Raw genomic sequence first — 20159 nt, 5'->3', positions numbered from 1 at the left:
ACCCTCTCCCCTTGTGGGAGAGGGTGGCTCGCCGCAAAGCGGCGAGACGGGTGAGGGGTCTCTCTCCTAACGGGCGGTTTCACGATTCGAGAGGACCCCTCATCCGGCGCTTCGCGCCACCTTCTCCCACAAGGGGAGAAGGGAAGAGGGGCTCACTACAAAATCAGATCGCACTCTCACCTTCATGCTGGAAGCCGAGATAGCTCGCCGCCACGCGCTCGTTCGCGGCGATGTCGCTGGCCTTGCCGCTGAGCATGAACTCGCCGAGCTCCATGACATAGGCGTGGTCCGCGATTTTCAGCGCGGCCTGCGCGTTTTGCTCGACCAGCAGGACGGAGACGCCGCTGGCGCGCAGCTCGGTGACGATGCGGAAGATGTCGGCGACGATGATCGGGGCAAGGCCCAGGCTCGGCTCGTCCAGCATCAGCAGTTTCGGCTCGCCCATCAGCGCACGGCCCATCGCGAGCATCTGCTGCTCGCCGCCGGAGAGCGTGCCGGCGAGCTGCTTGCGCCGTTCCTTCAGCCGCGGAAACAGGGTATAGACCCGCTCGATCGAGGACTTCGCTCGGCTTCGCTCGATGCGGAAGGCGCCGAGTTCGAGATTGTCCTCGACATTCATGGTCACGAACAATTCGCGGTGCTCGGGAACGAGGCCGAGCCCCATCGCGACGCGATCCTCGATGTCGAGCCGGGCGAGATCCTGGCCGGCAAAGGCGACGCGGCCCTTCAGCGGCAAAATGCCCATGATGGCCGAGAGCAGCGTAGTCTTGCCGGCACCGTTGGCGCCGACGATGGTGACGATCTCATTGGTGCCGACCTCGAGCGAGACTGAACGGACGGCCTCGACCTTGCCGTAAGCAACGTGCGCGTCGGTGACGGACAACAGCGTGCTCATGCCGCCACTCCGAGATAGGCCTTGATCACTTCGGGATTGGTCTTGATCGTGGCGGGGGTGCCTTCCGCGATCTTGGTGCCGAAATCGAGCACCACGATGCGGTCGGCGAGGTTCATCACGAAGCCCATGTCGTGCTCGACCAGGAGCACGCTCATGCCGCCGTCGCGCAGCTCGCGCAGCAGCGTCGCGAGCCGCTGCTTCTCCATGTGGCGCAAGCCGGCGGCCGGCTCGTCGAGCAGCAGCAGCATCGGGTCCACGCAGAGCGCGCGGGCGATCTCGACGATGCGCTGCTGGCCGAGCGACAACGAGCCTGCGAGCTGATGCATCTGCTCGGCAAGGCCGACGCGCTCGATCTGGCGCGCGGCTTCCGCGAGCAGCTTGGCCTCATCGGCGCGGTCGAGCCGCAGCATCGAGGCGATCGGCCCGGAATGGCCGCGCAGATGGGCGCCGATCGCGACGTTCTCCAGCACGGTCATGTCAGGCACTAGCTTGACGTGCTGGAAGGTCCTGCTGATGCCGAGCTTGACGATCTCCTGCGGCGGCGCCTTGTCGACCTTCTTGCCGAGCACCGAGATCGAGCCTGCGGTCGCCGACAGCACGCCGGTGATCAGGTTGAACGTCGTGCTCTTGCCGGCGCCGTTCGGTCCGATCAGCGCGACGATTTCGCGGGCCTGGACGTCGAAGGAGACGTTGTTGACCGCGACCACGCCGCCGAACTGCTTTCGCGCCTTGTCGACCTGGAGCAGGATGCTGGACTCGCCGGGCGCGCGGGGGCGATGCTCCAGCTTCAGCGAGGTATCGGGCTTTCTGCCACTGGTGCGCTCGGGCAGGAACGACATCAGCCAGGGCCAGAGGCCGCCGGGCGCGAGTTGCAGCAGCGCCACCAGCATGATGCCGAAAACGATGGTCTCGACCTGGCCGGAGCCGGGCAGGATCAGCGGCAGATAGCTTTGCAGCACCTCTTTCAGCACCACCACGATCGCCGCGCCCAGCACGCCGCCCCAGACATAGCCGGCGCCGCCGACCACCGCGATGAAGAGATATTCGATGCCGGCCTGCGCGCCGAACGGCGTCGGGTTCACCGCGCGCTGGAGATGCGCGTAGAGCCAGCCGGAGAGGCCGGCGAGCACCGCGGCATGAATGAAGACCAGCAGCTTGGCGCGCGGCGTGTGCACGCCGAAGGCTTCCGCCGCGACATGGCCGCGCCTGAGTGCGCGGATGGCGCGGCCGGTGCGGGAGTCCAGCAGGTTTATCGTCAGCAGGGCCGAGACGATGACGGCGACCCAGATCGCGTAATAGATCGAGCCGGGCGAGAGCATCTTGAAGGCGCCGATCGACAGCGGCGGGATCGCCGAGATGCCGTCGTTGCGGCCCAGAAACTCCAGCTTGCTGAAGAGATAGAACAGGCCCAGCCCCCAGGCGAGCGTGCCGAGCGGCAGATAATGGCCGGAGAGGCGGACGGTGATCAGCCCGAGCAGCACTGCCAGCGATCCGCTGACGACGAGCGACAGCGGCAGGGTCAGCCAGGGCGACAGGCCGTAGGCCGTCGACAGCACCGCGGTGGTGTAGGCGCCGAAACCGACGAAAGCTGCCTGACCGAAAGAAGTCAGGCCGCCGACGCCGGTGAGTAGCACGAGGCCCATCGCGACGAGCGCGGCAAGGCCGATATTGTCGAGCAGCACGATCCAGAACGGCGGCATCCCGGGAACGAACGGGATCGCCGCCATGACAAGCGCGAAGACGAGGATGGGAAGCCGGCTCTGCATCGCGCGTCAGTCCTTCTCTTCCTCGACCGCGGGCGCGGCGAGCGAGCGCAGCAGCAGCACGGGGATCAGCAGCATGAAAACGATCACCTCCTTGTAGTTGGAGGCATAGAAGGACGAGAACGCCTCGACGATGCCGACGACCAGCGCCGCGACGGCGGTGAGGGGGTAACTGACCAGGCCGCCGATGATCGCGGCGACAAAGCCCTTCAGGCCGATCAGGAAGCCGGAGTCATAATAGAGCGTCGTGATCGGCACGATCAGGATGCCCGACAGCGCGCCGATCACGGACGCCAGCAGGAAGGCGATCTGCCCCGACAGCGTGGTGCGGATGCCGGCGAGCCGCGCCCCTAACCGGTTCACCGCGGTCGCGCGCAGCGCCTTGCCGTAGAGGGTCAGCCCGAAGAACAGCCAGAGACCGACGATGAAGGCGATGGTGATGGCGTAGACGGTGATGCTCTGGCCGGTGAAGCGCAGCGCGCCGGCGGTGAAGGCGCCGGACAGCACGGCCGGCCCGCGCTGGCCTTCGGCGCCGAAGAACAGCAAGCCCAGCCCCTGCATCGCGAGATGCACGCCGACTGATGCGATCAGCAGCACCAGCACGGAGGTGTGCGCCAGCGGCTGGAATGCGATCCGGTAGAGGTACAGGCCGATCATCGCGACGATCACCAGCGACAGCGCGATGCAGATCGCGACCGGCGGCTTCTGAGCGGCGAAGTACAGGGTCAGCGCCAGCACGATGGCCGGCAGCACGATGTTGGTGAGGATGCTGCGCAGGACCAGCCGCCCATGCAGCGCCTTGCGCGCGACGAAGAGATCGAAGGCGAAGGCGCCGATGCCCAGCGCCAGTGCGAGCTTTGCCGTGCCCGGCATCTGGCCCGCCGCCAGCGAGGCATAGGTCAGCGCGCCATAGGTGACGAATTCGCCCTGGGGAATGAGGATGACGCGGGTGACGGCGAACACCAGCACCAGCGCCAGGCCGAGCAGCGCATAGATCGCGCCATTGGTGATGCCGTCCTGCACCAGGAACAGCATGATGGTGGTATTCAAGACCGGACGCTCCCCCTAAAGATAAGGACCGGTCCTCCCGATTGTGGTGGACGGTCCGCTCACAGCCATTGAAAAACGTTGGCGATATTTGATATGGTCCATAACAATTATCAAATATAACATCAAGCGTGGGGAACGACCCGTCCCGAACTTAGCGGGATTACGAGCACGAGGCGATGACCGTTTCCAAAACCGCTGAAAAGTCCTCCGAAAAGCCTGCCGATACGGCCAAGGGTCGCAAGGATGCGTCCGAGCCGCAGGCCGAAGCGCTCCAGCTCGACGAGCTCTCCGAGCAGCTCGGCTATGTGCTGAAGCGGGCCCAGCTCAAGGTGTTCGAGAACTTTTTGCGCTGCATGGCCTCGCTCCAGCTCACGCCGGCGCAATTCTCGGTGCTGCTGCTGGTCGAGAAGAATCCGGGCCGGAACCAGACCGAGATCGCCTCCACGCTCGGCATCCTCCGGCCGAACTTCGTGGCGATGCTCGACAATCTCGAAAGCCGCGACCTATGCGCGCGGATCCGCTCCACCAACGACCGCCGCTCGCACATCCTGGTGCTGACCGACAAGGGCAAGGCCGTGCTGACCCGCGCCAAGAAGCTCGTCGCCACCAAGCACGAGGCCCGGCTGAACGACCTGCTCGGGCAGAGCAACCGCGAGGCCTTGATCGGGATGCTCGCGAAGATCGCCAACGAGTTTTGAGGCGGACAGTCATTCCCGGATGCGCGCGAGCGCGCCCCGGAATCTCACGCCGCATTTATGCGGTCGTCATGCCCGGGCCCACACGCGTCCCAGAATGACGCTGGGGCGGGACGAGCCCGGCTATGATGGCGGGGTGCGGGGCGTGAGCTCGGAGGACATCGAGCGGAATGATGCGTTGCATCTAGAAAATGATGCTTGAAACGTCATTTTGTGCGTCCTAAGCTTGGTAAATCAAGCGCTGTAACTGCCACGGACATTCTGCCCCGTGATCACCGCCGCGCAGCTTCGAGCCGCCCGTGCCTTGCTCAGGATCGACCAGCGCGAACTCGCGCAGCGCTGCTCGCTGTCGCTGCCAACGATCCAGCGCATGGAAGCCTCTGAAGGGGTGATCCGCGGCAATGTCGATTCCCTGGTGAAGCTGGTCGACGCGCTGTCGGTTGCCGGCATCGAGCTGATCGCCGAGGGGGCAACGTCGAGCGCGGGGGGGCGCGGTGTGCGGCTGAAGTCTCCACCCCCGAGCGCAGGTGGCCAATAGCGATGATGACGCGCGCGCAAATCATGATCCAGGAGCGGCTATGATCGCCGTGGCGCTATGGTCAGTGGCGGCCCTGCTGGCGCTGGCGCCTGCGGGAGTCGTGCTGTCGACGCGCCCGCGCGGCTCGATCATCCTCTACGGCGGATGTCTGATCGCCACGTCGACGCTATGTGTCACGGCGCTGTCAGATCTGCTCTATTTCCCTCATCTGACGCCGAGCGCGACACTGCCGATCGGCCTGCCCTGGCTCGGTGCCCATTTCCGGCTCGATGCGCTGTCCGCCTTCTTCCTCGTCGTCGTCAATCTCGGCGGCGCTGCCGCGAGCCTGTTCGCGCTCGGCTACGGCCGGCACGAGGACTCCCCCGGCCGCGTGCTGCCGTTCTATCCTGCCTATCTCGCTGGGATGAACGTCGTAGTGCTGGCAAACGATGCCTTCAGCTTCCTGGTCGCCTGGGAATTCATGTCGCTGACCTCCTGGGCGATGGTGGTGTCGCATCACCGGGAGGCCGAGAATGTCCGCGCTGGCTATGTCTATCTTTTGATGGCAAGTTTCGGCACGCTGGCGCTGCTGCTCGCTTTCGGCCTGCTCGCGAGCGGCGCCGGTTACGATTTCGATGCGATCCGAGCCTCGCATCCTTCCGCTGCGCTGAGCGGCGTGGTGGTGATCCTCATGCTGCTGGGCGCCGGCTCCAAGGCTGGCCTGGTGCCGCTACACGCTTGGCTGCCGCTCGCCCATCCCGCCGCACCCAGCCACGTCTCTGGCCTCATGAGCGGCGTCATGACCAAGGTCGCCGTCTACGGCTTCGTGCGCATCGTCTTTGATCTTCTGCCCGAACCGGTGTGGTGGTGGAGCATGGTGGTGCTGCTGGTCGGCGGTCCGTCGGCGACGCTGGGCGTGCTCTATGCGCTGATGCAGCGCGATATCAAGCGCGTGCTCGCCTATTCAACGATTGAGAATATCGGCATCATCTTCACCGGCCTCGGGCTGGCGCTGGCTTTCAAGGCGGAAGGGCTCGACTGGGTGGCGGCGCTCGCTTTCACCGCGGCGATGCTGCATGTATTCAATCATGCGCTGTTCAAGAGCCTGTTGTTCTTCGGCGCCGGCGCGGTGCTGGGAGCAACCGGCGAACGCGACATGGAGAAACTCGGCGGGCTGATCCATCGCATGCCGAAGACGGCGTTCGCGGTGCTGGTCGGCTGCGTCGCGATCTCGGCATTGCCGCCATTCAACGGCTTCGTTTCGGAATGGCTGACCTTCCAGGCGATCCTGCTCTCACCCCAGCTGCCCTCCTGGGGCCTCAAGCTGATCATTCCGGCGGTCGGCGGTTTGCTGGCGCTCGCGGCCGCCTTTGCCGCGGCCTGCTTTGTCAAGCTCTATGGCATCAGCTTCCTTGGCCGGCCACGTTCGGATGTCGCGGCGTCGGCACATGAGACCGACCGCTTCTCGCTGACCGCGATGCTCGTGCTTGCCGCCTTCTGCCTCGTTGCCGGCATCCTGCCCGGGTTGTTCATCGATGCGTTGGCGCCGGTGAGCAAGAAAATGGTCGGCAACATTATGCCGCATCAGGTCGGATTGCAGTGGCTCACCATCGTGCCGATCGCGGAAAGCCGCAGCTCCTATAACGGCCTTCTGGTGTTCCTGTTCGCGGCACTCTGCGGCACGACGGCGGCGACAGCCATTCACCGTTTCGCCTCCGACCGCTTACGCCGCGCGCCGGCCTGGGATTGCGGCTATCCCGATCCGAACCCAGCGATCCAGTACTCAGCCTCCAGCTTCTCGCAGCCGATCCGCCGCGTATTCGGCAGCGTCATCTTTGCCGCACGCGAGATCGGCGAGATGCCGCCGCCGTCCTCGCCGGTTCCTGCGCGGCTCCGGGTCGAACTGCACGATCTGATCTGGGATGTGCTGTACGCGCCGATTGCGAAGCTCATCGGCTTTGCGACGGACCGCATCAATATCTTGCAGTTCCTCACCATCCGCCGCTACCTGACGCTGGTCTTCGTGGCGCTAATCGTGCTGCTGCTGGTGGTGGCACTATGAACGCGCTGAGCGACATCCTCTCCCAGGGCGCCCAGATGTCGCTGGTGCTGGGGGTCGCGCCGCTACTGACGGGTTTCGTGCGGAAGGTGAAGGCTCGGCTGCTACGCCGGCGCGGGCCGCCGCTGCTCCAACCCTATCGCGACCTCATTCGCCTGATGCGCAAGGACGTCGTGCTCGCGGACAACGCATCCTGGCTGTTCCGCGTCATTCCCTATCTGATCTTCGCGGGCACCTGGGTCGCCGCCTCGCTGGTGCCGACTTTCGGCAATGGCCTGTTGTTCTCCTGGACCGCCGATCTCATCGCCATCATTGCGCTGCTCGGCAGCGCCCGTTTCTTCCAAGCGCTCGCCGGCATGGACGTCGGCACCGCCTTCGGCGGCATCGGCTCCAGCCGCGAGGTCATGATCGCCTCCCTCGCCGAGCCCGCGATGCTGATCACAGTGTTCTCGGTTGCAATGATCGCTGGCTCGACGCAGCTCCCCAACGTGGCCGAGTTCATGGGCTCGGACGCGGTCGGTCTGCGTGTGTCCCTGGGCATGGCGTTTGTGGCACTGACCATCGTAGCGCTGGCGGAGAATGCCCGTATCCCCGTCGATAACCCCGCCACCCATCTCGAACTGACCATGGTGCACGAGGCCATGGTGCTGGAATATTCGGGGCGGCATCTCGCGCTGATCGATCTGTCGTCGCATCTCAAGCTCCTGCTCTATGTCTCGCTGATCGCCTGCGTGTTCCTGCCATGGGGCACGGCGACTGTGGACGCGGGAGTTGGGAGGCTCGTCTTTGGCGCGCTACTCTATTTCGGCAAGCTGGCGGTACTTGGCTTCTTGCTCGCCGTGTTCGAGACGTCGATCGCCAAGATGCGTGTGTTCCGGATTCCGGAGTTCTTGGGCGCGGCGCTGATGCTGGCATTGCTTGCCACCCTGTTGCGCTTCGTGTCGGGGAGCCTCTAAGAGATGAGCAGCCTGCAATTCGACATCGCCCATCTGCTCGCCGGCTGCCTCGTGCTGGCGAGCTTCATGATGCTCTATCAGGACCGGCTCTATGCGCTGCTCAATGTCTATGCGCTGCATGCCAGCGTGCTGGCGCTATCGGTAGCCTGGCAGGCCTATGTGCAGCAAGCGCCGCATCTCTATGTCACGGCGCTGATCGCGCTGGTCTTTAAGGCTATCATCATCCCGGTGGCGCTGCACCGGATCATCAAGCGGCTCGGTATCCACCGCGAGATCGAGAATGTGATCGGCATCGGGCTGACCATGATGGCTGGCATCGGCCTCGTCGCGCTGTCGATGGTGGTGATGCTGCGGGTGACGCCGAGCGCCGATGCGCTCGCGCGCGAGGACCTTGCCTTCGCGCTGTCGGTGGTGCTGTTGGGGCTCCTGATCATGGTTACGCGACGCAACGCCGTGAGCCAGGTCGTCGGATTCATGTCGCTGGAGAACGGCCTGGTGCTGGCGGCAACCGGCGCCAAGGGCATGCCACTGGTGGTCGAGATCAGTGTCGCCTTCTCGGTACTGATCGCCTTCATCGTGATCGGCGTCTTCCTGTTCCGCATCCGCGAGCGTTTTGACAGCGTGGACGTGCAGGAACTTGATCGTTTTCGCGGAGAGCGGCGATGAGCATCGACGCCCTCAGCGCCATCCTCTTGATTCCGGCCCTCTCGGCGGCGGTGCTGGCAATTTTGCCCGGCTACCGACTGACGGCGAAGCTGAACGTAGTGGCAGCGCTCGCGACCTTCCTTACCTCGCTCTCGCTGTTCGTGGTCGAACCGGTATCGGGGCAGTATCTGCTGATGGACGATCTCAACAAGGTCTTCATCGTGTTGACCACCTTCGTCAGCCTCACCACATCGGTGTTCAGCGCAAGCTACATCCAGCACGAGATCGAGATCGGGCGCCTGGCGCCGGCGTTCCTGCGCTTCTATCACGCGATGTATCAGACGCTGATGTTCGCGATGAACCTCGCGCTCGTCGCCAACAATATCGGCCTGATGTGGGTCGCGGTTGAGGTGGCGACGCTGACGACCGTCCTGATGGTCGGCATCTACCGTACCCATGAGGCGCTGGAAGCAGCTTGGAAATATTTCATCCTCGGTAGCGTCGGCATCGCGCTCGCGCTGTTCGGCACGATCCTGGTCTATATGGCAGCGCGCCCCGTGGTGGGCGAGGGGCTGGACGGCATGGTGTGGACGGTACTGGTGAAGCACGCCGCACAGTTCGACCCGGCGTTGCTCAACGTCGCCTTCGCCTTCCTCCTGCTCGGCTACGGCACCAAGGTCGGTCTCGCACCGCTGCATGCTTGGCTGCCGGATGCGCATGCCGAGGGCCCGACGCCGATCTCGGCGGTGCTGTCCGGCCTGTTGCTCAATGTCGCGCTCTATGCGCTCCTGCGCTTCAAGATGATGCTCGCGGTCAACTCCGCGGCGATCGCGCCGGGTCCGTTGATGGTGACCATGGGTCTGATCTCGGTGATTTTCGCCGCGCTGATGCTGTACCGGCGCCGCGACATCAAGCGGATGTTCGCCTATTCCTCGATCGAGCATATGGGCATCATCGTCTTTGCCTTCGGCATGGGCGGGCCGCTCGCGAATTTCGCAGGGCTGTTGCATATGACCATGCATTCGCTGACCAAGTCGGCGATCTTCTTCGCGGTCGGCCATATCGCACAGGTCAAGGGCACACAGAAGATCGCCGATATCGGCGGGCTCACGGTGACCAACCCCGCGCTCGGCTGGGGCCTGATGCTCGGTGTCATCGCCATCGTCGGGCTGCCGCCGCTCGGCATCTTCATGAGCGAGTTTCTAGTGGTGAGCTCGACTTTCGCCCGCGCGCCCTGGCTGACGGTAATCCTGGTGCTCGGCATCATCATTGCGCTCGGCGGGCTTTGGTTGCGGATCGGCGCGGTGATGTTCGGCGAGCCCAAAGGCAAGACCGCGCCGGCGGAAGCCTCCTACGTACCGATGTTCACGCACCTCGGATTGGTGCTGATGGCCGGCATCTATCTGCCGCCGGTGCTGGTCACCGGCTTCCAGAACGTCGCGAAGCTCCTGGGGTAAGCCATGGGCATCCTCGACAGCATCTCCCATATCCATGCGGTGTCGTCGCATCGGCCCTGGCCGCGCGCGGTCGTGACGGAGGCGGGCTGGCAGGCGGCGATCGATCGACTGGTCGAGGGAAGCCTCACACTGCTTGGCTTCTGGGGCGAGCCGACCGCGGTGCATATGGCGATGCTCGATGGCGGCTCGGCCGAGATCGCGGTCGTGACCTACGAGTGTACGGCCAGCACATTTCCAAGCGTCGCCAGTCGTCATCCGCCGGCGCTTCGGCTGGAGCGTAGCATTCATGATCTGTTCGGGCTTATTCCAACCGTCGCTGACGATCTGCGGCCATGGCTCGATCACTATGTCTGGGGAAAATCCTATCCGCTCTCGGGCCGCAACGCATCGCGCGACGTGCGGCCATACCAGTTCCTACCGGCCGAGGGCGAGGCGTTGCACCAGGTGGCGGTCGGCCCCGTCCATGCCGGGACCATCGAGCCCGGCCATTTCCGCTTCACCGCCAATGGCGAGCATGTGGTGCGGCTGGAGCAGTGGCTCGGCTACACCCACAAGGGTATCGAGTCGCTGATGCAGGGCGCGAGCCTCGAGGCCGCGGCAAAGCTCGCCAACCGCACCTCCGGCGACAGCGCCGTCGCCTATGCCTTCGCCTTTGCGTGCGCCGTGGAAGCGGCGCTGCAGATCGAGGCGCCTCGGCAAGCGACGCTTTTGCGGGCGCTGATGGCGGAACTGGAGCGCCTCGCCAATCATTTGGGCGACATCGGGGCCATCTGCAACGACGCTTCGTTCGCGCTGATGCATGCCCAGACCGGCATTTTGCGTGAGCGCTGCTTGCGCGCTGCGAATGTCGCGTTCGGCCATCGCCTGATGATGGACGTCATCGTGCCCGGTGGCGTGACGCGTGACATCGCGCCGGACGGCGTTGCCGCGCTACGCGCGCTGCTCGCGGAGCTACGAAAGGTCTTTCCGCGCTTGATCGAGCTCTATGACAACACGGCGTCCTTGCAGGACCGCACCGTCACCACGGGCATCGTGAAGGCGGAATATGCGCGCCAGTTTGGCGCCGGCGGTTATGTCGGCCGCGCCTCGGGCCGCGATTTCGATGCGCGGCGGGCGATTGCCTACACGCCTTACGACGCGTTATCGTTCGAGGTGCCGGTACTACAGGCCGGTGACGTGAACGCGCGGGTCTGGATCCGAATCCGCGAGGTCGAGCAGAGCGTCGAGTTGATCGAGCAGATCCTCGACCGACTTGGGCCGGGAGAGCTCGCAACCGCGCTGCCTCCCAGGATCGGCCACGGTGCCTGTGAAGGCATGGCGCTCACCGAGGCCTTCCGCGGCGACGTTCTGGTGTGGCTGCGGCTCGATGACGAGTTGCGCGTCGAACGCTGCCACCTGCGCGACGCGTCGTGGTTCCAGTGGCCGCTGCTGGAAACCGCGATCGAGGGCAACATCATTGCCGACTTTCCGCTCTGCAATAAGTCGTTCAACTGTTCCTATTCGGGCGCGGACCTCTAAGCCATGCGCAAGACCCTGCTCGAAAGCCTCACTCATGGTTCGCTGACGGAGCCCGCACCGGCGCCGGACGAGTCGGCGCTGGCGGAGCTTGCAACGAGAGTTGACCGCGCCGCCCAGGCCAGGCTTGGGCGTTCTCTTGCCATTCGCGAGGTCGATGCCGGGTCCTGCAACGGCTGCGAGCTGGAGATCCACGCGCTGTCCAACGCCTTCTACGACATCGAACGTTTCGGCCTGCGCTTCGTCGCCTCGCCGCGCCACGCCGACGTGCTGCTGGTCACGGGTCCGGTGACGAAGAACATGCGACAGGCGCTGGAGCGGACCTACAACGCGACGCCCGATCCGAAATGGGTCGTCGCGGTCGGCGGCTGCGCGATCGATGGCGGCATTTTCAGAGGCAGCTACGCCTGCGTTGGCGGCGTGTCCGAAGCCATTCCGGTGGATTTGCACATCAAGGGCTGCCCGCCGTCGCCGACGGACTTGTTGAAGGGCCTGCTCGCGCTGTTGGAGCACGTCAGCCGCAAGCGCTAAGCCGCACCCACACACTCCTCAAGGCGATCATGGTCAGGCCAAGCCGCGATGGTGTCGAACAGGACGAGCCCTAATCCACCAGGATCACCCTGATATCGTTCACGTTGGTCAGCGTCGGTCCCGGCATGAGCAGATCGCCGGTCGCCTCGAAGAAGGTCGTCGCGTCGTTGTTGTCGAGATAGGCCTGCGGCTTAAGCCCCTGCGCCTTCATCTTGGCGAAGGTGGCCGCGTCGATCAGCGCGCCGGCGGGGTCGGTGGGATGGCCGGCGCCGCCATCGGCGCCGTCGGTGTCGCCGGCCAGCGCCGAGATGCCAGCCGTGTCCTTCAAGAGGCTGGCGAGCGCCAGCGCGTATTCCTGGTTCGGTCCGCCGCGCCCATTGCCGCGCACCGTGACCGTGAGCTCGCCGCCGGAGAGGATCGCGACGCGCTTGCCTTGCGCGCGCGCTTGCAGCGCGAGCTTGGCATGATCGGCAGCGACCTCGCGGGCCTCGCCTTCGAGATCGGCGCCGAGGTCGATGGTCTCGTAACCGGATTCGCGCGCGAGCTTCACCGCCGCCTCGAGCGATTGCTTGGGCCGCGCGATCAATTCGAAATGCGCGCGCGCGAAGGCGGCGTCGGCGGGCTTGCAGCTTTCATTGGCGGGATCGTCGAGCGCGCGGCGGACGGCTTCGTCGATGACGAGCTTGTATTTCGCCACGATCGCGCGCGCATCGGCCAGCGTGGTCGGATCCGGCACGGTGGGGCCGGAGGCAATCGCGGAAGGGTCGTCATGCGGCACGTCGGAGATCGCCAGCGTCACAATCTCGGCGGCATTTTTGCCGGCGCGCGCCAGCCGGCCGCCCTTGATCCGCGACAGATGCTTTCGGACCGTGTTCATCTCGCCGATCGGTGCGCCCGAACGCAGCAGCGCCTTGTTGACCGCCTGCTTCTGCGCAAAGCTGATGCCGTCGACCGGCGCGATCCAGTTCGCCGAACCGCCGCCGGTGAGCAGCACCAGGAGGAGATCGTCAGGGCCGGCCTCGCCTGCGAGCGCGAGCGTATCGGCCGCGCTCTTCAGCCCGGCCTCGTCAGGCACGGGATGGCCGGCCTCGACCACGCGAATGCGGCGCGTCGGCACGCCATAGCCGTGGCGCGTGGTGGCGATGCCGAGCAGCCGCTCCGGCGCGAGCTTCAAGGTGTCGAGATAATGCCGCTCGGCGGCCGCGGCCATCGCGCCTGCACCCTTGCCGGCGGCGAGGCAGATCACGCGTCCTTTGGGCGCGGGCCTTAAGTGCGGCGCCAGAATTGTGCTCGGATGGGCGGCGGCAACGGCGGCGTCGTAGAGCGCGCGGAGCAGGGGACGTCGGTCGATCATGACGAAGGCCTTGGGCAGGAGAGATCGGCGGCAAGCGCCGTCAGTCACATGCCTACCGCATCGGGCGCAAAAGCGTAAGCAGGCTTTGCCATCATTCGATTATGCAATCGCGTGATCATAATCGGCACGCAAGCAAAAGCCCCCTGCGATGGTTCGCGGGGGGGCCTGTTGTCGTTGCGTCAGGCTGCTAGCCGCCGGCGTCGGCGCTGATCACCTCGCCGAACAGTTCCCAGCGCTCGCCCTTGAACTTCTCGAGGCGGAGCTGGCTGATCGGCGCAAAGTCGTTCGACCCGGTGTTGATCTGGATACCCGGCAGCAGTGCCTCCGTGCGGAAGTTCTTCAGGCTGGCGGCCTGCTTCATGAGGTTCTCGCGCGTGAGATTATCGCCGCACTGCTTCAGCACCTGAACCAGCGTCTGCGCCACCGCGTAGCCGACGATGGTGCCCTTATCGAGCTTGTCGCCGTCGGGGAAGTACTTGGTCATAAACGCCAGAAACTCCTTCATGCCGGCATCGTTGCTCCATTCCGGATCCGACACGTCCTTGAGATAGTCGGCCGAGATGATGTCCTGGCCGTTCTCGAAACCAGCGGGCTTCATCACGCTGCCGACGGAGGCCGAGACGTTGTTGAGGAAGTGCAGCGGCTTCCAGCCGATCTCGGCGTTCTTCTTGATCGCTTGCGCGGCGAATTTCGGCGTCGTGATGTTCATGAACACGTCGGCACCGGTCGACTTCATCTTGACGATGTGGCTGTCGATGGTCGGCTCGGAGGTCTCGTAGCTCTCCTCGATGACGATCATCGAAGCGGCTTTCGCCCCTAGGCCGTCCCTGAGGCCTTTCAGATAGTCCTTGCCGTAGTCGTCGTTCTGGTAGAGCACGGCGATCTTGGCATCCGGCTTGTTCTTGAGCAGCCACTTCGCGTAGATCTGCGTCTCGCTCTGGTAATTGGGTTGCCAGCCCATCGTCCAGGGGAAGTCCTTCGGGTCGTTCCATTTGGTGGCGCCGGTGGCGACGAACAGCTGCGGTACCTTCTTCGAATTCATGTATTTCTGGATCGCCGAGTTCGGCGGCGTGCCGAGCGAGTTGAAGATGAACAGCACCTCGTCGCTCTCGACCAGCTTGCGCGCCTGCTCCACCGTCTTCGGCGGCGAATAGGCGTCGTCGTAGCTGATGAAATTGATCTTGCGGCCGTTGATGCCGCCCTCGTCGTTGATCTTCTTGAAATAGGCGGCTTCGGTCCGCCCGATGATGCCGTAGGCGGAGGCCGGTCCGCTATAGGGCATGATGTTGCCGATCTTGATCTCGGTGTCGGTCGCACCGGTATCGTATTTTTTCTGGGCCGATGCAGTGGAGGCCGAGGCCGCAATGAGCGCGAGCGCCAGTGACGCGGCCGCAAGTTTGCCGGTGACAGCAGGCATTCCAATCTCCCTAATTTTCTTGGTGTGTGCGTCCTTCTTCTTGGCTTGATCGTTTTTGGTGACGCAGCCCGCAATTCAATACGATTTGCCCAAGAGCTTCAAGGAAAAGCCCCTGCGGCAAGGCCGCAGGGGCTTCGTCTTTAGTCGATTGGGATTACGTCTTTAGCGATTGGTTAAGGTCAGCCGCCGACGTCGCCGCTCAAGATGTCACCAAATCGCTCCCAATGCTCGCCCTTGAAGCGGATCAGTTGCAGCTGCGAGAGGGGCGCGAAATCGGTGGCCGAGGTGTTGACCTTGATGCCCGGCAACAGGCCGGCCGGCTCGTAGTCCTTGATATTGGCGGCCTGCTTCATGATGTTTTCGCGGGTCAGATTGTCGCCGCAGGATTTCAACACGTGCACCAGGCCTTGCGCGACGATGTAGCCGTACATCACGGAGGCGTCGGCGCGGTTGGCTTCCGGATAGTACTTATCCAGGAATTCGTTCCAGGTGATCATCGCCGGATCGCTCTTCCATTGCGCGTCGGTCGGGTCCTTGAAATATTGCGAGGAGATGATGTCCTGGGCGTTCTCGAAGCCGGCCGGCTTGATCACGCTGCCGATCGAACCCGATACGTTGTTGAGGAAGTGTAGCGGCTTCCAGCCGATCTCGGCATTCTTCTTGATCGCCTGTGCCGCGAATTTCGGCGTCGTGATGTTGAAGAACACGTCGGCGCCGGTCGCCTTCATCTTGACGATGTGGGAGTCGATGGTCGGCTCCGATACCTCGTAGCTTTCCTCCATCACGATCATCGAGGCCTTGGCGCCGAGCCCGTCCTTGAAGCCCTTCAGATAGTCCTTGCCGTAATCGTCGTTCTGGTAGAGCACGGCGATCTTGGCGTTCGGATGGTTCTTCAGGATGTACTTGGCGTAGATGATCGACTCGCTCTGGTAGTTGGGCTGCCAGCCCATGGTCCAGGGGAAGTCCTTCGGATCGTTCCATTTGGTGGCGCCGGTTGCGACGAACAGCTGCGGCACCTTCTTCTGGTTCATGTATTTCTGGATCGCGGTGTTCGGCGGTGTGCCGAGCGAGTTGAAGATCAGCAGCACCTCGTCGCTCTCGACGAGCTTGCGTGCCTGCTCCACCGTCTTCGGCGGCGAGTAGGCGTCGTCATAGGTGACGAAATTGATCTTGCGGCCGTTGATGCCGCCCTCGGCGTTGATCTTGCGGAAATAGGCCTCCTCGGTCTTGCCGATCACGCCGTAAGCCGAGGCTGGTCCGCTATAGGGCATGATGTTGCCGATCTTGATTTCGGTGTCGGATGCGCCGGTGTCGTATTTCTTCTGCGCCAGGGCTGTCGTGGACAGGGTGGCAGCCAGCACGAGGGCAGCCGAGAAGGCCCCCAATCGCACATGCATTGCAGGCATCTTGATCTCCCTAGGTAGGTTTGAATGTGCCGTGTTCTTGATCGGAAGCGATCGTTGCGCGTCGCTCTGGTAAGCATTCAATACCCTTCCCGGGCGGCCAGCAAGGAGAACGCCCCGCCGGGGCTGCCGCCGCGAGGCGATCTTTTTTGAGAGGATGTGGAATATTCCGGCGCTTGAGATGGGCTGCGCCGTTAACCAGCTGCGCGGAAGTTGTCTTGTTAAATGTAGGCTATTTTGAATTGCGCGCTTGCGACGCTCAGTGTCCGATCTCGCTGGAGATGATGTCGCCGAACAGCTCCCACTTCTTGCCCTTGAAGCGCATCATCTGGAGCTGCTCGATCGGGGCGAAATTGTCCGGCGCGGTGTTGATCTTGATCCCGGGCAGCAGCGTATCCGGTTCGAAATCCTTCAGGCTTGCGGCCTGCTTCATGACGTTCTCGCGGGTGAGGTCGTCGCCGCACATTTGCAGCACCTTCACCATGGTCTGCGCGGCGGCATAGCCGAACACCACGCCGGCATCGAGCTTGTTCGCTTTGGGCGCGTATTGGGCGAGGAAGTTATAGAACTTCTTCATGCCGTCATCGGCGTTCCACTGCGGGTCGGAGCCGTCCTTGGTATAGCTCGCCGACAGGATGCCTTGCGAGATCTCCAAGCCCGCCGGCTCGATCACGCCGCCGACCGAGGCCGAGACGTTGGAGATGATGTGCATCGGATGCCAATTGATCTCCGCCGCCTTCTTGATGCCCTGCGCGGCAAATTTCGGGCTGGTGATGCTGATGAAGATGTCGGCGCCAGCCGCCTTCAGCTTTACGACGTGCTCGTCGATCGCCGGCTCGGAGGTGTCGTAGGGTTCTTCCAGCACGATCATCGAGGCCTTGGACCCCAAGCCGTCCCTCAATCCCTTCAGATAGTCCTTGCCGAAATCGTCGTTCTGATAGAGCACGCCGATCTTTCCGTCCGGCTTCTCCTTCATGATGTATTTGGCGTAGATCCGCGCCTCGCTGACGTAGCTCGGCTGCCAGCCCATGGTCCAGGGATATTGCTTGGGATCGTTCCACTTGGAGGCGCCGCTCGCCACGAACAATTGCGGCACCTTCATCTCGTTCATGTACTTGCGGATTGCGCTGTTGGTGGAGGTGCCGAGCGAGCCGAAGATCAGCAGCACCCCGTCGTTCTCGACCAGCTTGCGTGCCTGCTCCACCGTCTTCGGCGGCGAATAGGCGTCGTCATAGGAGATGAACTTGATCTTGCGGCCGTTGATGCCGCCCTCGGCATTGATCTTGTTGAAATAGGCCTCCTCGGTCTTGCCGATCGCGGCATAGGCGGAGGCGGGGCCGCTATAGGGCATGATGTTGCCGATCTTGATCTCGGTATCGGACGCGCCGGTGTCGTATTTCTTTTGCGCCAGCGCCTCGCTGCTCATTGCAGTGCACAACGCGAGTGCGGCAAAGAAGGCCGCAACCTGAAAACGAACGGCAGTCATTGTTCTCCTACCCCGAGCTGGATCGGCGCCGCATTGAACAAGATTGGCGCTCGGCGTCAACAAAAAGCCCCCGCGGTCGCCCGCGGGGGCTTATCGACTTGAATTATTGCGTCAGCGTGTCATTCGGAGGCGACGTCGCCGCTGATGATCTCGCCGAAGAGTTCCCACTTCTCGCCCTTGAAGCGCTGCATCTGGAGCTGCGCAATCGGGGCAAAGTCGGTGGCGCTGGTGTTGATCTTGACGCCGGGCAGCAACGTGTCCGGAGCAAAGTCCCTCAACGACGCCGCCTGCTTCATGAGGTTGGCGCGGGTCAGATTGTCACCGCACAGTTCCAGGACCTTGGCCAGGGTCGACGCTGCGCCATAGCCGTAGACCATGGCGGTGTCGGTCTTGTCGGCACCCGGCATGTACTTGTCGACGAACTCGTTCCACTTCTTCATGCCGGGGTCGTTGTTCCACTGCGGATCCGTCGAGTCCTTGGCATAGGCTGCCGACAGCACACCCTGAGCGTTCTCGAAGCCGGCCGGCTTCATCACGCTGCCGACCGAGATCGACACGTTGGTGAGGATCTGGAGCGGTTTCCAGCTGAGCTCGGCGGTCTTCTTGATGGTCTGGGCCGCGAACTTCGGCGTCGCATAGATCAGCAGCACGTCGGGATTGGCGGCCTTGATCTTGACGATATGGCCGTCGATCGACGGCTCGGACACCTCATAGCTCTCTTCCATGATGATCATGGACGAGGCCTTGGCGCCGAGGCCGTCCTTGGTGCCTTTGAGGTAGTCTTTGCCGAAATCGTCGTTCTGGTAGAGGATCGCGACCTTGGCGTCCGGCTTCTCCTTCATCAGCCATTTCGCGTAGATCTGCGCTTCGCTCTGGTAGGAGGGCTGCCAGCCCATGGTCCAGGGGAAGTTCTTCGGGTCGTTCCACTTGGTGGCGCCGGTGGCGACGAAGAGCTGCGGGATCTTCTTGGCGTTCAGGTATTTCTGGATCGCGCTGTTCGACGGCGTACCGAGCGGGTTGAACACGGCCAGCACCTCGTCGCTCTCGACGAGCTTGCGGACCTGCTCGACCGCCTTCGGCGGCGAATAGGCGTCGTCATAGGTGACGAAGTTGATCTTGCGGCCGTTGATGCCGCCCTTGTCGTTGATCATCTTGAAATAGGCTTCTTCGGTCTTGCCGATGATGCCATAGGCCGACGCCGGACCGCTGTACGGCATGATGTTGCCGATCTTGATCTCGGTATCGGACGCGCCGGTGTCGTATTTCTTTTGGGCGAGTGCAGCGCCGGAGGTGAGGGCAATGGCCGCCGTTGCCGTGACCAGCGCGGCGGCTCGCAGTGTTCTTCCAGAAAGCAATTCGGTCTCCTTCGTTAAACGACTGTCGTGATGAGAGGTATTCAGGTCTTTCTGAGCTTGCCGGAAAGTTGCTGGCCCAGGATCGCGAGCTGCCTTGCGCCATGCGGCACGAGGTAGATGACGAGCAACAGGAGCACGCCGAACACAGCGCCGGAGAGGCCCTTGGAGATGCCCTCCGCGATGTTCGGCACGAAGATGATGAAGGCCGCGCCGACGAACGAGCCGGGCAGCCAGCCCACGCCGCCGACGACCATGCCGAGGAACAGCGAGATCGCGAGGTTGATCGTGAAGCTGTCCGGCGCCACAAACTGCACCGCGATCGCACCCAAAGCGCCGGCGATGCCGGTGATGCCGGCGGACACGCCAAACGCCAGCGTCTTGTAGAGCGCGACGTTGACGCCCATTGAGGACGCCGCGATCTCGTTGTCGCGGATCGCCATGAAGGCGCGTCCCGAGCGGGAGCGCAGCAGGTTCACCGAGAAGACGTAGATCGCGAGCGTGACCGCAAGCGTGAAGTAATAGAGCCACATGTCCTGCGACATCGGCAGCCCGAACGGCGCGTCCGGCTTGGTGACGACCAGGCCCTGCACGCCGCCGGTCCAGTGCTCGAGGAAGTTAAGCTTGAGCAGTTGCGGCATAGCTGTGGCGAGCGCGAAGGTCGCGAGCGCGAGGTAAACGCCGGAAAGCCGCAGCGCCGGCTGCCCGAACAGGAAGCCGAAGCCGAAGCAGACGACTCCGGCGATCGGCAGCGTCAGCGCGTAGTTGACGTTGAAGTACTCCATCAACACCGCGGTCGTATAGGCGCCGACGGCATAGAAGGCGCTCTGGCCGAGCGAGAACTGGCCGGAGCCGCCGGTCAGGATGTTCAGCGCCAGCACCGCAAGCCCGTAGATCAGCAGCATCGTCATCTGGAAGATGATGAAGTTCTTGACGAAGACGGGCGCGATTAGCAGTGCAGCCAGCACGACCAGCGAGGTGGTCGTGCTCAGCGTCATGGCCCGCTTCGGAACGGCTTCGACCGTCTCGTGGCCTTCCGCGACGACTTCTTCTGCTGCGCTCAT

At 63.5% G+C, this 20159-nt stretch carries 17 protein-coding genes; 8 read left to right on the top strand and 9 right to left on the bottom strand.

Going from position 1 to position 20159, the window contains the following annotated elements; translation table 11 throughout:
* Positions 1 to 163: 163 nt before the first annotated feature.
* From AAE027_RS16550 to AAE027_RS16540, 3 genes are read right to left on the bottom strand one after another with little or no spacing between them, the layout of a single operon-like run.
* A complete protein-coding gene (locus AAE027_RS16550; RefSeq protein ID WP_091890442.1) occupies positions 164 to 895 on the bottom strand; it encodes an ABC transporter ATP-binding protein in 732 nt (243 codons plus the stop codon).
* On the bottom strand, positions 892 to 2661 hold the full coding sequence (locus tag AAE027_RS16545) for a branched-chain amino acid ABC transporter ATP-binding protein/permease (protein ID WP_370987934.1): 1770 nt from the start codon (positions 2659 to 2661) through the stop codon (positions 892 to 894). Before AAE027_RS16545 ends, AAE027_RS16550 begins: the two co-directional genes overlap by 4 nt.
* Before the next feature lie 6 nt (positions 2662 to 2667).
* Complete coding sequence (locus tag AAE027_RS16540; RefSeq protein WP_370987935.1) at positions 2668 to 3708, bottom strand: branched-chain amino acid ABC transporter permease; 1041 nt, start codon at positions 3706 to 3708, stop codon at positions 2668 to 2670.
* Between the two features lie 176 nt (positions 3709 to 3884).
* On the opposite strand from AAE027_RS16540, the gene AAE027_RS16535 reads away from it, so the two are divergent.
* The 8 genes from AAE027_RS16535 to AAE027_RS16500 all read left to right on the top strand — a co-directional run bounded on the left by AAE027_RS16535 (position 3885) and on the right by AAE027_RS16500 (position 12083).
* The gene (locus AAE027_RS16535) at positions 3885 to 4406 is read left to right on the top strand and encodes a MarR family winged helix-turn-helix transcriptional regulator (RefSeq protein ID WP_370987936.1); all 522 of its coding nucleotides are present in this window, start codon (positions 3885 to 3887) and stop codon (positions 4404 to 4406) included.
* A gap of 265 nt (positions 4407 to 4671) precedes the next feature.
* Positions 4672 to 4941: a helix-turn-helix domain-containing protein gene (locus tag AAE027_RS16530; protein WP_091890433.1), complete on the top strand. Its 270-nt coding sequence runs from the start codon at positions 4672 to 4674 to the stop codon at positions 4939 to 4941.
* Between the two features lie 40 nt (positions 4942 to 4981).
* Positions 4982 to 6982 carry a hydrogenase 4 subunit B gene (gene hyfB / locus AAE027_RS16525; protein ID WP_370987937.1) on the top strand — a complete coding sequence of 667 codons (2001 nt, stop codon included), beginning with the start codon at positions 4982 to 4984 and terminating at the stop codon, positions 6980 to 6982.
* Positions 6979 to 7935, top strand: coding sequence for a respiratory chain complex I subunit 1 family protein (locus AAE027_RS16520; RefSeq protein ID WP_370987938.1), 957 nt, complete (start codon positions 6979 to 6981; stop codon positions 7933 to 7935). Before hyfB ends, AAE027_RS16520 begins: the two co-directional genes overlap by 4 nt.
* Before the next feature lie 3 nt (positions 7936 to 7938).
* Positions 7939 to 8601 (top strand): hydrogenase-4 component E, encoded by a 663-nt coding sequence (locus AAE027_RS16515; protein WP_091890424.1) that lies wholly within the window; start codon positions 7939 to 7941, stop codon positions 8599 to 8601.
* Positions 8598 to 10037: a hydrogenase 4 subunit F gene (locus AAE027_RS16510; protein ID WP_091890421.1), complete on the top strand. Its 1440-nt coding sequence runs from the start codon at positions 8598 to 8600 to the stop codon at positions 10035 to 10037. The genes AAE027_RS16515 and AAE027_RS16510 overlap by 4 nt, the downstream gene beginning before the upstream one ends.
* A gap of 3 nt (positions 10038 to 10040) precedes the next feature.
* Entirely contained in the window at positions 10041 to 11555 is a 1515-nt protein-coding gene (locus tag AAE027_RS16505; protein WP_370987939.1) for a hydrogenase large subunit, read from the top strand.
* A gap of 3 nt (positions 11556 to 11558) precedes the next feature.
* Entirely contained in the window at positions 11559 to 12083 is a 525-nt protein-coding gene (locus AAE027_RS16500; protein ID WP_370987940.1) for an NADH-quinone oxidoreductase subunit B family protein, read from the top strand.
* A 70-nt stretch (positions 12084 to 12153) separates the two neighbouring features.
* Here AAE027_RS16500 and AAE027_RS16495 read toward each other — a convergent pair whose 3' ends face one another.
* From AAE027_RS16495 to AAE027_RS16470, 6 genes are all read right to left on the bottom strand, one after another.
* The gene (locus AAE027_RS16495) at positions 12154 to 13437 is read right to left on the bottom strand and encodes a glycerate kinase type-2 family protein (RefSeq protein WP_370987941.1); all 1284 of its coding nucleotides are present in this window, start codon (positions 13435 to 13437) and stop codon (positions 12154 to 12156) included.
* A 187-nt stretch (positions 13438 to 13624) separates the two neighbouring features.
* Positions 13625 to 14854: an ABC transporter substrate-binding protein gene (locus AAE027_RS16490; protein WP_370987942.1), complete on the bottom strand. Its 1230-nt coding sequence runs from the start codon at positions 14852 to 14854 to the stop codon at positions 13625 to 13627.
* Positions 14855 to 15033: 179 nt separating this feature from the next.
* On the bottom strand, positions 15034 to 16260 hold the full coding sequence (locus AAE027_RS16485; protein WP_370987943.1) for an ABC transporter substrate-binding protein: 1227 nt from the start codon (positions 16258 to 16260) through the stop codon (positions 15034 to 15036).
* 256 nt (positions 16261 to 16516) lie between these two features.
* Entirely contained in the window at positions 16517 to 17743 is a 1227-nt protein-coding gene (locus tag AAE027_RS16480; protein WP_370987944.1) for an ABC transporter substrate-binding protein, read from the bottom strand.
* Between the two features lie 119 nt (positions 17744 to 17862).
* Positions 17863 to 19098 (bottom strand): ABC transporter substrate-binding protein, encoded by a 1236-nt coding sequence (locus AAE027_RS16475; RefSeq protein WP_370987945.1) that lies wholly within the window; start codon positions 19096 to 19098, stop codon positions 17863 to 17865.
* A 41-nt stretch (positions 19099 to 19139) separates the two neighbouring features.
* Positions 19140 to 20159 (bottom strand): branched-chain amino acid ABC transporter permease, encoded by a 1020-nt coding sequence (locus tag AAE027_RS16470; RefSeq protein ID WP_370987946.1) that lies wholly within the window; start codon positions 20157 to 20159, stop codon positions 19140 to 19142.

The sequence above is a fragment of the Bradyrhizobium sp. DN3 genome (genome assembly GCF_041357655.1).
Lineage (GTDB): Bacteria > Pseudomonadota > Alphaproteobacteria > Rhizobiales > Xanthobacteraceae > Bradyrhizobium.
The sequence above is the reverse complement of the archived record's forward strand: the minus strand, read 5'-3'. Positions and strand labels throughout refer to the sequence as shown.

Excerpts from the sequence above, each read along its gene's own strand:
- AAE027_RS16550 (WP_091890442.1), bottom strand. The coding sequence starts at position 895 with ATGAGCACGCTGTTGTCCGTCACCGACGCGCACGTTGCTTACGGCAAG.
- AAE027_RS16545 (WP_370987934.1), bottom strand. The coding sequence starts at position 2,661 with ATGCAGAGCCGGCTTCCCATCCTCGTCTTCGCGCTTGTCATGGCGGCG.
- AAE027_RS16535 (WP_370987936.1), top strand. The coding sequence starts at position 3,885 with ATGACCGTTTCCAAAACCGCTGAAAAGTCCTCCGAAAAGCCTGCCGAT.
- hyfB (WP_370987937.1), top strand. The coding sequence starts at position 4,982 with ATGATCGCCGTGGCGCTATGGTCAGTGGCGGCCCTGCTGGCGCTGGCG.
- AAE027_RS16520 (WP_370987938.1), top strand. The coding sequence starts at position 6,979 with ATGAACGCGCTGAGCGACATCCTCTCCCAGGGCGCCCAGATGTCGCTG.
- AAE027_RS16515 (WP_091890424.1), top strand. The coding sequence starts at position 7,939 with ATGAGCAGCCTGCAATTCGACATCGCCCATCTGCTCGCCGGCTGCCTC.
- AAE027_RS16510 (WP_091890421.1), top strand. The coding sequence starts at position 8,598 with ATGAGCATCGACGCCCTCAGCGCCATCCTCTTGATTCCGGCCCTCTCG.
- AAE027_RS16505 (WP_370987939.1), top strand. The coding sequence starts at position 10,041 with ATGGGCATCCTCGACAGCATCTCCCATATCCATGCGGTGTCGTCGCAT.
- AAE027_RS16500 (WP_370987940.1), top strand. The coding sequence starts at position 11,559 with ATGCGCAAGACCCTGCTCGAAAGCCTCACTCATGGTTCGCTGACGGAG.
- AAE027_RS16495 (WP_370987941.1), bottom strand. The coding sequence starts at position 13,437 with ATGATCGACCGACGTCCCCTGCTCCGCGCGCTCTACGACGCCGCCGTT.
- AAE027_RS16490 (WP_370987942.1), bottom strand. The coding sequence starts at position 14,854 with ATGCCTGCTGTCACCGGCAAACTTGCGGCCGCGTCACTGGCGCTCGCG.
- AAE027_RS16485 (WP_370987943.1), bottom strand. The coding sequence starts at position 16,260 with ATGCCTGCAATGCATGTGCGATTGGGGGCCTTCTCGGCTGCCCTCGTG.
- AAE027_RS16480 (WP_370987944.1), bottom strand. The coding sequence starts at position 17,743 with ATGACTGCCGTTCGTTTTCAGGTTGCGGCCTTCTTTGCCGCACTCGCG.
- AAE027_RS16470 (WP_370987946.1), bottom strand. The coding sequence starts at position 20,159 with ATGAGCGCAGCAGAAGAAGTCGTCGCGGAAGGCCACGAGACGGTCGAA.